A 13,031-nucleotide genomic window follows, 5' to 3' on the forward strand; every position below is an offset into this window, starting at 1 on the left:
CGGCCATGGACGACGCCCTCGATCTTGCCCATTTCAAGACCCTACTGGAACAGCGGGCTGCCGAGCTGGATCGGTTGCTGGAAGACGCTGAGTCTCGCTCGCAATCGGTGAAGTTGGATCAAAGCAAGGTAGGGCGTCTGTCGAGGATGGACGCACTCCAGCAGCAAGCGATGAACGATGCCATCCGCAGTCGGGCGCAGCATGAACGCGTCCGCCTCCAGCTGGCCCTCAAGCGTTGGTACGAGGGCGAGTATGGCTGGTGTAACCAATGCGGCGAGTTGATCGCCTCGGGCCGCCTGGAATTCGATCCGGCCACGCCGTTGTGCATCACCTGTGCGAGCCGCGCCGAGTCGGATTGAAACCATGACAGCTCGTGACGTCAGTCCCAATTAACGAGGCTTCTATGTATTTGTTGGCAAAAAACTGGCTGGGCCGAACACGGAAAACTAGCACTTGGATGTGGGCACTGCTGTGCCTTGCGTTGCTCACCGTATTCCAAGTCCGCACCCATCACCTTGATGATCGTTTGTACTTCTGGATCAAGACCCACTGGCACACCGATGATTGGCAGGAGCGCTCTGTGTGGCTGCCTGACTACCGGGTTGAGCTGGATGCTAAGGCGGTTCCCGGTGTGGACAACAATCTTTCGGGCCTGACCTTCGACCCTGACCTAAACCTGCTGTGGGCGGTCACCAACGGCCCAAACGAACTATTGGCCCTTAGTCGTGACGGTGATGTGGAAAGGCGTTACAACCTGGACGGCTTCCACGATGTGGAAGCTGTGTCCTATGCCGGCAACGGCCAGCTGGTAATCGCCGAAGAGCGCCGGCAGAGCCTGGTTGTCGTGGATGTCCCCATCGCCGAAGACGGTAAACTTTCTCCTGATCGACCATTGAGCCGAGACCAGTATCCAGCGCTGACCCTGGCGCTTGGCAAGGAAGACAACAAAGGCCTTGAAGGGCTCGCCTACGACCTGAAAGGTGATCGCTTGTTTGTGACCAAGGAGCGTGACCCACGCCAATTGCTGGAAGTGAGCGGCCTTCGTGCCAGCCTGGCAGGAGGCTTTTCCCTGCACGTCCGCGACCTGTCCAGCCTGGTAAAAGACAAGGTGTTTGCGACTGACTTATCTTCGGTCGTCTTCGATCAACAGAGCGGCCATCTGATTCTGCTCAGCGACGAGTCGAAACTGCTGATCGAAATGACCGACGAGGGCAAGGTGGTGAGTTTCCGCTCCCTGGCGCGCGGTTTTGCCGGTTTGCTGAAGGGCATACCTCAAGCCGAAGGTGTAACCATCGACGATGAAGGGTATTTGTACGTGGTCAGCGAGCCGAACTTGTTCTATCGCTTTACCCGCGAGACAGATTGACCAGTCAACAAGCTACAGTCAGGCGTGGCCGGGACGCTTGAACTGTTAGCGTACGATTTTTTCCGAATTCTGCGGGCTCCCCATCTTCAACATCTGATCCAGACTGCCGCCGACCGCCGGGCAGACTGCCATCCCGACCGACACGCCCACGCTCAGTGTCTGGCCTTCGAACATCACCGGCGCTTCGATCTCGCTGCGCAATCTTTCTATCATGTTCTGCAAAGTCGCCTGATCGACATCATCCATCAATACGATGAATTCATCCCCGCCCCAGCGCGCGACCGTATCGTTCTCGCGTACCACTGAACTCGCACGTTCTGCCACGGCCAGCAACACCGCATCGCCCGCTTTGTGGCCGTAATGGTCATTGATATCTTTGAATCCATCGAGGTCGAGGAACAGGATGGCGCAGGACTGTCTGGGATTGCGTTTGTGACGCGCGAAAGCCATCTCGGCACGGTCTTCCAGCAGATGACGGTTGGGTAATCCGGTCAGTTGGTCGTACAGGGCCAGCGTGGCCAGATCGGAGCGGCTGCGGATCAGCATGTACATCATCCATGCCGCCATCGCGGCCAGTGTGTAATCCAACAGACGCAACAAAAATGAGATCCTGTCGAACCCTACATCGCGCGTCGAACGGACGGCGATGATCCAGCTGCCGCCCGGGATGTCGATCTCCTGTATGTATACATCGGTCTTGTCGAAGGTGGTGCCGCTCCCCAGCACCATATCGCCGTTCGCACCGGCACCATCGCGACCGCGGATGGCGAACTCGAACTTCGAGCCATCCACGCCGGCAGAGATCACCCGCGCGAAAGAATCCAGGTCGATGACCGTCGAGAGCAAGCCCCAGTAGCGTTTGTCGATATACAACGGGACGCGATAGATCAAACCGCGACCGCCCTGCACCAGGTCGACCGGCCCGGCCAGCGCCGGCACGCCACTTTCCGTTATCTTCTTTACCAGCGGCCACTGCTTGGGATGGTCGGGGTAATGCAAGCCCAAGGCGCCTTCGTTGCCGGCGCGCGGATAGACGAACTTCATGGTGTATCCGACAGCGACGCCAAAGTTGCGAATGTGGCCGCTGCTCTTGTGCAGCACGCCGAGGATATCGTTGACTTCCTGGGGTTGAAGCTTGTTGTTGCGCACCACCAGGTAACTGCCAAGGCCGCTACTCAGATACAGCAGCGAGTTCAACTCGCTCTCGACCTGCGCACGCAGCTTGGCACCGAAGGCCATGCTATCCCGGAAATATTCATCCTTCAGGTCGGTTGCGCGTTTGTACAGGATCATCTCGCCCAGGGACGCGACGAGCAGGAACACCACGGCCGCGCCAAGCAGCGCCATGCGGTGCATGCGTAAGAACAGAATCACCCTGTCAGACAAACCATCTCCCCCTTGCTGCAAGAATCATGCTCCCCGCCACACACATGGTCAATAGCGGCAGAGCCCATAAAAAAAGGCAGCGCTCTGACGCTGCCTTTTTCGTGTGCCGCCACAAATCACTTCACACAGTCCACAAAGTAGATGCGCTCGCCGTTGACCTTGTCCGACACCAGACCGTGGATGTCGGTCTCGAAACCGGGGAACTTCTTGTTGAATTCGCGCGCGAATTTCAGGTAATCAACAATGGTCTTGTTGAAGCACTCGCCGGGAATCAACAGCGGGATACCGGGCGGGTAAGGCGTGAGCAACACAGCAGTGATGCGGCCTTCCAGTTCGTCAACCGGCACGCGTTCGATCTCGCCGTGCGCCATCTTGGCGAAAGCGTCCGACGGTTTCATTGCGGGAACCATGTTGGACAGGTACATCTCGGTGGTCAACTTCGCCACGTTGTTAGCTTTGTAGATGCCGTGGATCTGGTCGCAAAGATCGCGCAGGCCGATCTTTTCGTAGCGCGGGTTCTTGGCGATGAATGCCGGCAACACGCGCCATAGCGGCTGGTTCTTGTCGTAGTCATCCTTGAACTGTTGCAGCTCGGTCACCATGCTGTTCCAGCGTCCCTTGGTGATGCCGATAGTGAACATGATGAAGAAGGAATACAGGCCGCACTTCTCCACCACCACGCCGTGTTCAGACAGATACTTGGTGACGATGCTGGCGGGAATACCGCTATCGGCGAAGTCACCACCCACATCCAGTCCCGGCGTTACCACGGTGGCCTTGATCGGGTCGAGCATATTGAATCCTTCGGCGAGTTTGCCGAATCCGTGCCAGCGATCATCCGCACGCAACACCCAGTCCTCACGGTCGGCCATACCATCTTCAGACAGATAATCAGGGCCCCACACTTTGAACCACCAGTCCGTATCGAACTCGGCTTCAACTTTGCGCATGGCGCGGCGGAAGTCCAGCGCTTCGGAGATGCTTTCCTCCACCAGCGCGGTGCCGCCGGGTGGTTCCATCATCGCGGCAGCCACATCGCACGAGGCGATGATGGCGTATTGCGGCGAAGTCGAGGTGTGCATCAGATAGGCTTCGTTGAAGCAGTCGCGATCAAGTTTGCGCTCTTCGCTGTCGCGCACCAGGATCTGCGAAGCTTGCGACAAACCGGCCAGCAACTTGTGCGTTGATTGCGTGGCAAAGATCATCGATTCTTTGGCGCGCGGACGGCCTTTGCCGATAGCGTGCATGCTCTTGTAGAAATCGTGGAAGGCGGCATGCGGCAGCCAGGCTTCGTCGAAGTGCAGTGCGTCGATCTTGCCGTCCAGCATCTCCTTCAGGATCTCCACGTTGTACATCACACCGTCGTAAGTGCTTTGCGTGATAGTGAGGATGCGCGGCTTCTTGGTCTTGTCCTTGATGAACGGATTGGCATCGATCTTCTTCTGGATGTTGGCCATCTCGAATTCGGATTTCGGAATCGGTCCGATGATGCCGAAGTTGTTGCGGGTCGGTGTCAGGAACACCGGCACCGCGCCGGTCATCATGATCGCGTGCAAAATGGATTTATGGCAGTTACGGTCCACCACCACGATGTCGTCCGGTGCCACCATCGAGTGCCACACGATCTTGTTGGAAGTCGATGTGCCGTTGGTGACGAAGAACAAATGATCCGCATTGAAGATACGCGCCGCGTTGCGCTCCGAAGCCGCCACCGGCCCGGTGTGGTCAAGCAACTGTCCCAGTTCGTCCACCGCATTACACACGTCGGCACGCAGCATGTTCTCACCGAAGAACTGATGGAACATGCGCCCCACCGGCGACTTCAGGAACGCCACACCGCCGGAGTGACCCGGGCAGTGCCAGGAATATGAACCATCCTGTGCATAACCCACCAGCGCGCGGAAGAATGGCGGCGCCAACGAATCCATATACGACTTCGCTTCACGGATGATATGGCGCGCCACGAACTCCGGCGTGTCCTCGTGCATGTGGATGAAGCCGTGCAGTTCGCGCAGGATATCGTTGGGAATATGACGCGAAGTGCGCGTTTCCCCGTACAGATAGATGGGGATGTCTGAATTCTTGAAGCGGATCTCCTGCACAAACGAGCGCAAGGTACGCAATGCCATTTCCGTCTCTTCCGCGCTGCCCCCGCCGAATTCCTCATCGTCGATGGACAGCACAAAAGCTGAAGCGCGGCTTTGCTGCTGCGCAAAGGAAGTCAGGTCGCCGTAGCTGGTCATACCGACGACTTCGGTTCCTTCTTTTTCAAGCGCCTCGGCCAACGCGCGAATACCGTGTCCGCTGGCGTTCTCCGAACGGTAATCTTCGTCGATGATGATGATAGGAAAATGGAATTTCATGTCTCTCTCCTGCTGGAGCTAAATAGTGATGGGAATTCTCGCAGAATGCGCAAGCGATAGGGGGTGTTAATTGCCAGCCGGATACGGACTGGCGAGGGTGGCGACCAGATCGGCCAGCACTTCGCGGAACTGCTGTTCGTCGCAGCCCATGAGCACCGCGTCTTCCAGCGCGTCGCGGCAGACCTGACCGATCTCGGCCAGGTTCTCCTGCATCACTTTGTTCTTCTCGTAGCAGGCCACCACCTCGCCTTCGGGTGAGTGCCAGACGACTTGTTTGAACTTGTCCATCAGATCTTCGGCAGGGTGACGCCGTGCTGGCCCTGATACTTGCCGCCACGGTCTTTATAGGAGGTCTCGCACACTTCGTCGCTCTCGAAGAACAGCACCTGTGCCACGCCCTCGTTGGCGTAGATCTTGGCGGGCAGCGGGGTGGTGTTGGAGAACTCCAGCGTCACATAGCCTTCCCATTCCGGCTCGAACGGCGTGACGTTGACGATGATGCCGCAGCGCGCATAAGTGGACTTTCCCAGACACACGGTCAGCACATTGCGCGGGATGCGGAAATATTCCACGGTGCGCGCCAGCGCGAAGGAGTTGGGCGGGATGATGCAGTAATCAGCCTCGACGTTCACAAAGGAACTCGGATCGAAGTTCTTGGGGTCGACGATAGTGCTGTTGATGTTGGTGAATAGCTTGAATTCGCGCGAGCAGCGGATGTCGTAACCATAGCTGGAAGTGCCGTAGGACACAATCTTCTGGCCGTTCGCTTCCTTGACCTGTTGGGGTTCGAACGGCTCGATCATGCCGTGCTGTTCGCACATGCGGCGTATCCATTTGTCTGACTTGATGCTCATCACGATTCCTTGAAGGGTTTTTGCGGGCGCGATTTTACCTAATTCCTCGGCGGTGCGTGGGTTTTGCTACAATCGCGCCCTCATCGAATTTAAGCAAAATCGAGCGGGACGGATGCAATGCAAGGCGCACGACGCCGCAGTGCGCCATCCAGCCGCTTTTCAAGGAAATCAGCCACATGACCCGCAAGATACTCGTCACCTCCGCCCTGCCCTACGCCAACGGCAGCATCCACCTCGGCCACCTGGTCGAATACATCCAGACCGACATCTGGGTGCGTTTCCAGAAGATGCGCGGCAACACCTGCCACTATGTCTGCGCCGACGACACCCACGGCACGCCCATCATGCTGCGCGCCGAGAAGGAAGGCGTGACGCCGGAACAGCTTATCGCCCGCGTGTGGCAGGAACATTTCGACGACTTCTCCGCGTTCCACGTCAACTTCGACAACTACGGCTCGACCAACTCGGCCGAGAACAAGGAGCGCGCGCAGAGCATCTACCGCACGCTGAAAGGCAACGGCCTGATCGAGGTGCGCTCCATCGAGCAGTATTTCGACCCGGTCAAGAACATGTTCCTGCCGGACCGTTTCATCAAGGGCGAGTGCCCCAAGTGTCACGCCAAGGACCAGTACGGCGACAACTGCGAAGTGTGCGGCGCGGCCTATGCACCCACCGACCTGATCAACCCGTTCTCCGCCGTGTCCGGCGCTGCGCCGGTACTGCGCAACTCCGACCACTATTTCTTCAAGCTCTCCGACCCGCGCTGCCAGAACTTCCTGCGTGAATGGACGCGCGGCGGTTCGCTGCAGGCCGAGGCTGCCAACAAGATGCAGGAATGGCTGGGCGCAGAAGGCGAGAACAAGCTGACCGACTGGGACATCTCGCGCGACGCGCCTTACTTCGGCTTCGAGATCCCGGATGCACCGGGCAAATATTTCTACGTGTGGCTGGATGCGCCGGTGGGTTACATGGGCAGCTTCAAGCAACTGTGCGCGAAGACCGGCATCGATTTCAACGACTACTGGAAACAAGGTTCCGACGCCGAGCTGTACCACTTCATCGGCAAGGACATCCTGTATTTCCACGCGCTGTTCTGGCCTGCCATGCTGCAGCACGCCGGTTTCCGCACGCCGACCAAATTGTTCGCGCACGGTTTCCTCACCGTCAACGGCGAGAAGATGAGCAAATCGCGCGGCACTTTCATCACCGCGCGCAGCTATGTGGACCACATCAAGAACACCGAATACCTGCGCTATTACTACGCCGCCAAACTGAACGGCACCATGGAAGACATCGACCTCAACCTTGAGGACTTCGTGGCCAAGGTGAACAGCGACCTGATCGGCAAGTACATCAACATCGCCAGCCGCTGCGCGGGGTTCATCAGCAAGAAGTTCGACGGCAAGCTGGGCGATTGCGATGCCGCTGCCAGTTCTGAATTCAGGAGCGCGTTCAACGATAACGAGATCGCGCGCTGCTTTGAAGAGCGCGACTACGCGCGCGCGCTGCGCGAGATCATGCGTCTGGCCGACGTGGCGAACCAGTACATCGCCGAGAAGGCACCGTGGGCGATTGCGAAGCAGGAAGGCAAGGAAGCAGAGCTCCACGTAGTCTGCTCCACCGCGCTGACCCTGTTCCGCGACCTGACGCTGTACCTGAAACCCGTTCTGCCCGAACTCGCCGCGCAAGTGGAAAGTTTCCTGAACATCGAACCGATCGTGTGGAACGGCACATGGCAAGCACTGCCAGCCGGCCACACCATCAACACCTACCAACATCTGGCCACCCGCCTCGATCCCAAGCTGATCGAAGCGATGGTCGCCGCCAACCAGGAAAGCCTTAAACCCATGACCGACACCCATTCCGAGACCCGCCACGCCGAACACCAGCAGCGCCAGATCGACCCCATCGCCGAGACCATCAACATCGACGACTTCGGCAAGATCGACCTACGCGTGGCGCGCATCGTCAACGCTGAGCACGTAGTGGGTGCGGACAAGCTGATCCAGTTGACGCTGGACATCGGCGAAGAGAAACCGCGCAACGTGTTCGCAGGCATCAAGTCCGCCTACGATCCGGAGAAGCTGAAGGGCCGCATGACCGTGATGGTCGCCAACCTCGCGCCGCGCAAGATGAAGTTCGGTCTGAGCGAAGGCATGGTGCTGGCCGCCTCCGGCAGCGAGCCCGGCCTGTTCATCCTGTCGCCGGACGACGGCGCACAGCCAGGCATGCGCATCAAATAATCCAATCGACCAAGGAGCCGAGCAGATGGACTACGACATCCTCATCATCGGCTCCGGCCCAGCAGGACAACATGCAGCCTGGCAGGCGGCGCGCATGGGCAAACGCGCGGCGATCATCGAGCGCAAACCCAAGCTCGGCGGCGCGGGCTTGCAAACCGGCACCATCCCCAGCAAGGCGATGCGCGAGGTGGCGTATCTGCTGTCGCGTTCCGGCGGCATGCGTTCCGCGCTCGCGCCGGACAGCCGCAGCCGCCACGGTCTGCTGGCCGACGCGGTGCGCCGCAAGGAAGGCGTGATCGCGCAACAGGAATCGGTCATCCTGAAACGCCTGCTGAAACACGGCGTGGCGCTGATCCCCGGCGAGGCGTCGTTCGTCGATGCGCACACGCTGCAGGTCACCGACGCTTCCGGCAACACACGCAAAATCTCTGCTGAAGTCATCCTGCTCGCCGCCGGTTCGCGTCCGCGCCGCCCGGCGAACATCCCCTTCGACAAGAAGACGGTGCTCGATTCCACCTCCATCCTCAACCTGCGCCATCTGCCCGACAGCCTGCTGGTGGTGGGCGGCGGCGTGATCGCCTGCGAATTCGTATCCATCTTCGCCGCGCTCGGCGTGCACGTATCGGTAGTGGATAGCCACAAGCAACTGCTGACCTACCTGAGCGAAGACGTGGTGGGCGTGCTGGCCGACAGCTTCCTCGGCATGGGCGTGGACTTCTACATGGAAGAGCGCGTGGCCGAGATCGTGCGCGAGGATCACGGCGTGCTGACGCGGCTGGCGAGCGGTAAGGAATTCCGCACCGATGCCGTGCTGTTCGCGCAGGGCCGTGAACCGAACAGCGCGGGCATGCAAGTGGATAAAGCAGGCATCGCGCTGGATGAAGGCTGGGTCACGGTCAACGCGCAGTTCCAGACCAGCGTGCCACACATCTACGCGGTAGGCGACCTGATCGGCCGCCCCGCACTCGCCTCCACCGGCATGGAACAGGGACGCAGCGCCGTGCTGCATGCCTTCGGCGGTGCGGAACAACAGTCCGCCGAGAACATGCCGATGGCGGTGTACACCATCCCCGAGATCTCCTACGTCGGCAAGACCGAGAAGGAAGTGCAGCAGGCGGGCATCCCCTACGTGCTCGGGCGCGCCTATTTCAAGGACAGCGCGCGCGGCCAGATCATCGGCGACGCGCAGGGCTTGCTGAAGCTGGTCGTGGATGCGCGCAGCGGCAAACTGCTGGGCGTGCACATCGTGGGCGAACAGGCGAGCGAACTGGTACACATCGGGCAACTGGTGATGAACCTGAACGGCAGCGTGCGCGACCTGATCAGCAACGTGTTCAACTACCCGACGCTGGCAGAATGCTACAAACTGGCGGCGCTGGATTGCACACATCAGATGGAGCGGCGCAACAAGGGATAAGCAGTCGGCGGCACATCATCGTTTTGTTTCTTCGTCTCACTATTGAAAGGCGCATATGAACAAATTACTCGGCTTGCTCTTACTCCTCCCCGCCCTCGCATTCGCGGCGCCTTTCAACATCGAGAACGTCGCCCCTGGCGTGTACGTCCATCGCGGCGAACACAAAGACCTCTCCGGGCATTACGGCGGTGACATCTGCAACACCAGCTTCATCGTCGGCAGCAAAGGCGTGGCGGTGATCGACACCGGCGGATCGCCTGCCGTAGGTGCAAGCCTGCGCAAAGAGATCCGCAAGGTCACCAAGCTGCCCATCCTGTACGTCATCACCACCCACGTCCACCCGGACCACGCTCTGGGCAGCGCCGCGTTCAAACAGGACAAACCGGTGTTCGTCGGACACGCCAAGCTGGCGAACGAGATGGCGCTGCGCAAGGAAGTCTATCTGCGCAACCAGCCAGAATGGGTGGGCAAGGATGCCGCCGGCAGTGAACTCATCGCGCCCGATCTGGCAGTGGACACCACACGCGAACTCGACCTCGGCGGCCGCACGCTGCGCCTCACCGCCCACCCTGTCGCGCACAGCCCTTCCGACCTCAGCGTGCAAGACAGCGCCACCGACATCCTGTGGACCGGCGACCTGCTCTCCATCGAACGCACCCCATCGGTGGACGGCAATCTGGCCGCATGGCTGGAAGTCATCGAGGCCCTGCGCAACGTGAACGCCCCCCGCCTCGTGCCCGGCCACGGCCCCGTCACCGCGAACGGCGGCAAAGCGCTGGATGATGAGAAGCGTTATCTCGCGGCGCTGTTAGGCGACGTGCGCGCCGCCATCGCACGCGGCGACAGCATGGAGCAGACCATAGAGACCGCCGCGCAATCGGAGAAAGATAAGTGGCTGCTGTTCGACATCACCAACCGGCGCAATATCGCCAGGGTGTTTCCGATGTTGGAGTGGGAGTAGCTACCTTTCGGCAATGCCAGAGGTAGCCTGAAAATTAAGGATTGGCTAGAAATCAGATTTCACAAAACTGATGTTGATCACAGATCGTTCTCACGAACGCGTGTGCACAACAAAAATACATAGATACTTTTGGAAATATATAGGCCAAATGGCATATTGAGGCATTGAGAGTATTCATGATATATACGCCCCCCCCTTTGTATATATTCCCACATCAATTCACGTCAACCAGATGAGCACCCAAGAGACATCACCTGTTCTAGAAAGACTGTTTGCGGCAATCGAGAATGACGAGATTCGACTGCCTGCAATGCCTGATTTGGCACTTAAGATTCAGAACATGCTGGATGATATGAATGTCTCCACACAGCAAATCGTGGCAATCGTCGCAACAGACCCTGTGCTTTCATCGCAGATCATCAAGACAGCCAATAGCGCGCTCTATGCCGGCAAGCCGCAGGTTGATACGCTCATGGCGGCCGTATCCAGAATCGGATACAAGATGCTGCGAAATATCATCATCACGTTCTCGATGAACAAGATGTCTAACGCGACGCACCCGGCCGTAAAAAAACATATTGCCGATTTTTGGGCGCATAGCAAGGAAGTGGCTGCGATCAGCTATGTGCTATCCAAGAACCACAGACACCTGAATCCTGATCAGGCGATGATGGCCGGACTCATTCATGACATCGGCACTCTGCCTTTATGTCTACACGCTGAGAAGATGGTTTCAAATCTGGACGAGGCCATTCTCGACTCTCTATCCAGAAGGTTCAGAGCGATCATCGGGAATAGGCTATTGCTCGATTGGTCATTTCCAACTGAAATAACCGAGGTCGTATTGATACATGAAGACCTGCATTACGACCCGGAGAGTTCAACAATCAGTTATGCAGACGTTGTGACGGTTGCGAACTTACTGAAACCAGCGACCACAAAGATCGTCAATTGGGATGACGTCGCTGCCGCAAAAAGAATGTTCCTTAGCAAAGAAACTTGCCAATCATTCTTTGATATTTTTAAGGGCGAACTGTCTGCTGCGCGCGGGATGTTTATTTAGGTTTCATCCCGGCAGCAAACAGCCGGCCAAACTCCCCTTTTACAAATCCCCCGTACTCGCCGCCACCATCATGTCCTTCATGGCGGCCATCACTTTCTCGGCGCTCTTGCGCGTGTCTTCCGGCAGGGCTTTGATCATCTTGAGGTCCATCATCATGGAGACGACCCAGCGCTTGCCTGCCTTGTCTTCGATGATGGCGATGCGGCAGGGCATGAAGGCGATCATCATGTGGTCGGCGGCGAGCATCTTGTTGGCGGTGAGGCCGTCGCAGAAGTTGAAGATCTCCATGCGCTTGGCGGGTTTTCCGGTGAGGGCTTCAATCTCTTTGTAGATGGGGTTGCCGCCGACGAACTTGAGGTTGTGCTGGTTGGCGCGCAGCTTGAGCGATTCCACAGCGTCGTCGAAGCTGATGTCGTCCTGCACCTGGATGTGCGCGATCTGCAACTGGACGTTGGTGTAGCTGAGTCCTTCTGCGGCGGCGAATTGGGTGACGGCCAGCAGCAGGGTGGCGATGAGGGTTTGGAGTGTTTTCATTTTGCTTCCTTTCATTGCGTGCGACGTTCGGCGATGGCCGTATGCTACGCCAACAGTTTCAATCCCAGCGTACGAAACTGTTCTGCCTTGCTTTCATCTATGGATAGCTTGATCAGCTTGCAGCAACGCTCCACTGCCTGCACCAGTGCATCGCGGGCATCTTCCGTCTCCTGCAGACGTTGTATGACTTTATCCCCGTGCGCGCCGAGCAGGTGCTGCGCCAGCTCGATGAGCCCGGCACGGCCTGTTGCAGCGGGCGTGAACGCGGCTTGATCCGTTGCTGCGCGGGTAGCCGTGCCTGCCGGCTTGCCCGCTACGGCAACGAAGCCGTTGTCGAGCAGCCAGGTCAGTTGCTCACCGAACTCGGGCAGTCCGGCATAACGTTCCAACAAGTCTTCCAAGCGGGTCTTGCCGTCGACCATGATGAGGATGGCCCGCAGCTTTTGCGGCACTGCGTCGCTGCGCTGCGCCAGCTCTGCTACCCCCTTGTCTGTTTTGACTAATACAGCGGCGCTATCCATGACCACTTAGACAAGTTCTTCGATGACACGGAAGATCAGCCGCACGGTGATCAGCACGTACACCGCGCCGAACAGGAAGATCAGGGCCACGAACATGTTGATGATGTTGGGCGGCAGTTGGGTGAAGAACGGTGTGACGAAATAGCCCGCCGTGAACACCGTGACCATGAAGGTCAACAGGCCCCACTGTTTGCCCACGACACCGCCGGGTATCTTGCTGCGCAGCGAGTACACCAGATACATACAGATCAGCATCACGCCGATGGCCGCGATGTTTATGCCCAGGATTACTTGTGATTCCATTTGATTCTCCCCTTTCGTTT

The 13,031-nt window shown here is 58.3% G+C and carries 13 protein-coding genes; 6 read left to right on the forward strand and 7 right to left on the reverse strand.

From position 1 onward, the window contains the following. Positions 1-5 precede the first annotated feature (5 nt). A complete protein-coding gene (locus ACYCZ5_RS08230; RefSeq protein ID WP_034064688.1) occupies positions 6-359 on the forward strand; it encodes a TraR/DksA family transcriptional regulator in 354 nt (117 codons plus the stop codon). Positions 360-457: 98 nt separating this feature from the next. Beyond that, complete coding sequence (locus ACYCZ5_RS08235; protein WP_049308103.1) at positions 458-1,366, forward strand: SdiA-regulated domain-containing protein; 909 nt, start codon at positions 458-460, stop codon at positions 1,364-1,366. Between the two features lie 45 nt (positions 1,367-1,411). Here ACYCZ5_RS08235 and ACYCZ5_RS08240 read toward each other — a convergent pair whose 3' ends face one another. From ACYCZ5_RS08240 to dcd, 4 genes are all read right to left on the reverse strand, one after another. Then, on the reverse strand, positions 1,412-2,752 hold the full coding sequence (locus ACYCZ5_RS08240) for a diguanylate cyclase domain-containing protein (protein WP_461544315.1): 1,341 nt from the start codon (positions 2,750-2,752) through the stop codon (positions 1,412-1,414). Positions 2,753-2,868: 116 nt separating this feature from the next. Continuing rightward, on the reverse strand, positions 2,869-5,115 hold the full coding sequence (locus ACYCZ5_RS08245; protein WP_461544316.1) for an Orn/Lys/Arg family decarboxylase: 2,247 nt from the start codon (positions 5,113-5,115) through the stop codon (positions 2,869-2,871). A gap of 66 nt (positions 5,116-5,181) precedes the next feature. After that, the gene (locus tag ACYCZ5_RS08250; RefSeq protein WP_461544317.1) at positions 5,182-5,403 is read right to left on the reverse strand and encodes a hypothetical protein; all 222 of its coding nucleotides are present in this window, start codon (positions 5,401-5,403) and stop codon (positions 5,182-5,184) included. Further along, positions 5,403-5,969 carry a dCTP deaminase gene (gene dcd / locus ACYCZ5_RS08255; RefSeq protein ID WP_461544318.1) on the reverse strand — a complete coding sequence of 189 codons (567 nt, stop codon included), beginning with the start codon at positions 5,967-5,969 and terminating at the stop codon, positions 5,403-5,405. Before dcd ends, ACYCZ5_RS08250 begins: the two co-directional genes overlap by 1 nt. A gap of 176 nt (positions 5,970-6,145) precedes the next feature. Between dcd and metG the strand changes: the two genes are divergently transcribed. From metG to ACYCZ5_RS08275, 4 genes are all read left to right on the forward strand, one after another. Beyond that, on the forward strand, positions 6,146-8,212 hold the full coding sequence (gene metG / locus ACYCZ5_RS08260) for a methionine--tRNA ligase (RefSeq protein WP_461544319.1): 2,067 nt from the start codon (positions 6,146-6,148) through the stop codon (positions 8,210-8,212). Positions 8,213-8,237: 25 nt separating this feature from the next. Next, on the forward strand, positions 8,238-9,629 hold the full coding sequence (gene sthA / locus ACYCZ5_RS08265) for a Si-specific NAD(P)(+) transhydrogenase (RefSeq protein ID WP_461544320.1): 1,392 nt from the start codon (positions 8,238-8,240) through the stop codon (positions 9,627-9,629). 55 nt (positions 9,630-9,684) lie between these two features. After that, positions 9,685-10,590, forward strand: coding sequence for a quinoprotein relay system zinc metallohydrolase 2 (locus tag ACYCZ5_RS08270; protein WP_461544321.1), 906 nt, complete (start codon positions 9,685-9,687; stop codon positions 10,588-10,590). A 232-nt stretch (positions 10,591-10,822) separates the two neighbouring features. Further along, entirely contained in the window at positions 10,823-11,653 is an 831-nt protein-coding gene (locus ACYCZ5_RS08275) for an HDOD domain-containing protein (protein ID WP_461544322.1), read from the forward strand. 39 nt (positions 11,654-11,692) lie between these two features. Here ACYCZ5_RS08275 and ACYCZ5_RS08280 read toward each other — a convergent pair whose 3' ends face one another. The 3 genes from ACYCZ5_RS08280 to ACYCZ5_RS08290 are packed head-to-tail and all read right to left on the reverse strand — an operon-like array spanning position 11,693 to position 13,011. Beyond that, complete coding sequence (locus ACYCZ5_RS08280; RefSeq protein ID WP_461544323.1) at positions 11,693-12,187, reverse strand: DUF302 domain-containing protein; 495 nt, start codon at positions 12,185-12,187, stop codon at positions 11,693-11,695. 44 nt (positions 12,188-12,231) lie between these two features. Further along, a complete protein-coding gene (locus ACYCZ5_RS08285) occupies positions 12,232-12,708 on the reverse strand; it encodes a hypothetical protein (protein ID WP_461544324.1) in 477 nt (158 codons plus the stop codon). A gap of 6 nt (positions 12,709-12,714) precedes the next feature. After that, complete coding sequence (locus ACYCZ5_RS08290; protein WP_461544325.1) at positions 12,715-13,011, reverse strand: hypothetical protein; 297 nt, start codon at positions 13,009-13,011, stop codon at positions 12,715-12,717. Positions 13,012-13,031: the final 20 nt, after the last annotated feature.

The organism is Sideroxydans sp., from assembly GCF_054604835.1.

Bases quoted from the DNA above. Each gene is read 5' to 3' on its own strand.
- ACYCZ5_RS08270 (WP_461544321.1), top strand. From the start codon at position 9,685: ATGAACAAATTACTCGGCTTGCTCTTACTCCTCCCCGCCCTCGCATTC.
- ACYCZ5_RS08245 (WP_461544316.1), bottom strand. From the start codon at position 5,115: ATGAAATTCCATTTTCCTATCATCATCATCGACGAAGATTACCGTTCG.
- dcd (WP_461544318.1), bottom strand. From the start codon at position 5,969: ATGAGCATCAAGTCAGACAAATGGATACGCCGCATGTGCGAACAGCAC.
- ACYCZ5_RS08250 (WP_461544317.1), bottom strand. From the start codon at position 5,403: ATGGACAAGTTCAAACAAGTCGTCTGGCACTCACCCGAAGGCGAGGTG.
- ACYCZ5_RS08275 (WP_461544322.1), top strand. From the start codon at position 10,823: ATGAGCACCCAAGAGACATCACCTGTTCTAGAAAGACTGTTTGCGGCA.
- ACYCZ5_RS08280 (WP_461544323.1), bottom strand. From the start codon at position 12,187: ATGAAAACACTCCAAACCCTCATCGCCACCCTGCTGCTGGCCGTCACC.
- metG (WP_461544319.1), top strand. From the start codon at position 6,146: ATGACCCGCAAGATACTCGTCACCTCCGCCCTGCCCTACGCCAACGGC.
- sthA (WP_461544320.1), top strand. From the start codon at position 8,238: ATGGACTACGACATCCTCATCATCGGCTCCGGCCCAGCAGGACAACAT.
- ACYCZ5_RS08230 (WP_034064688.1), top strand. From the start codon at position 6: ATGGACGACGCCCTCGATCTTGCCCATTTCAAGACCCTACTGGAACAG.
- ACYCZ5_RS08290 (WP_461544325.1), bottom strand. From the start codon at position 13,011: ATGGAATCACAAGTAATCCTGGGCATAAACATCGCGGCCATCGGCGTG.
- ACYCZ5_RS08285 (WP_461544324.1), bottom strand. From the start codon at position 12,708: ATGGATAGCGCCGCTGTATTAGTCAAAACAGACAAGGGGGTAGCAGAG.
- ACYCZ5_RS08235 (WP_049308103.1), top strand. From the start codon at position 458: ATGTGGGCACTGCTGTGCCTTGCGTTGCTCACCGTATTCCAAGTCCGC.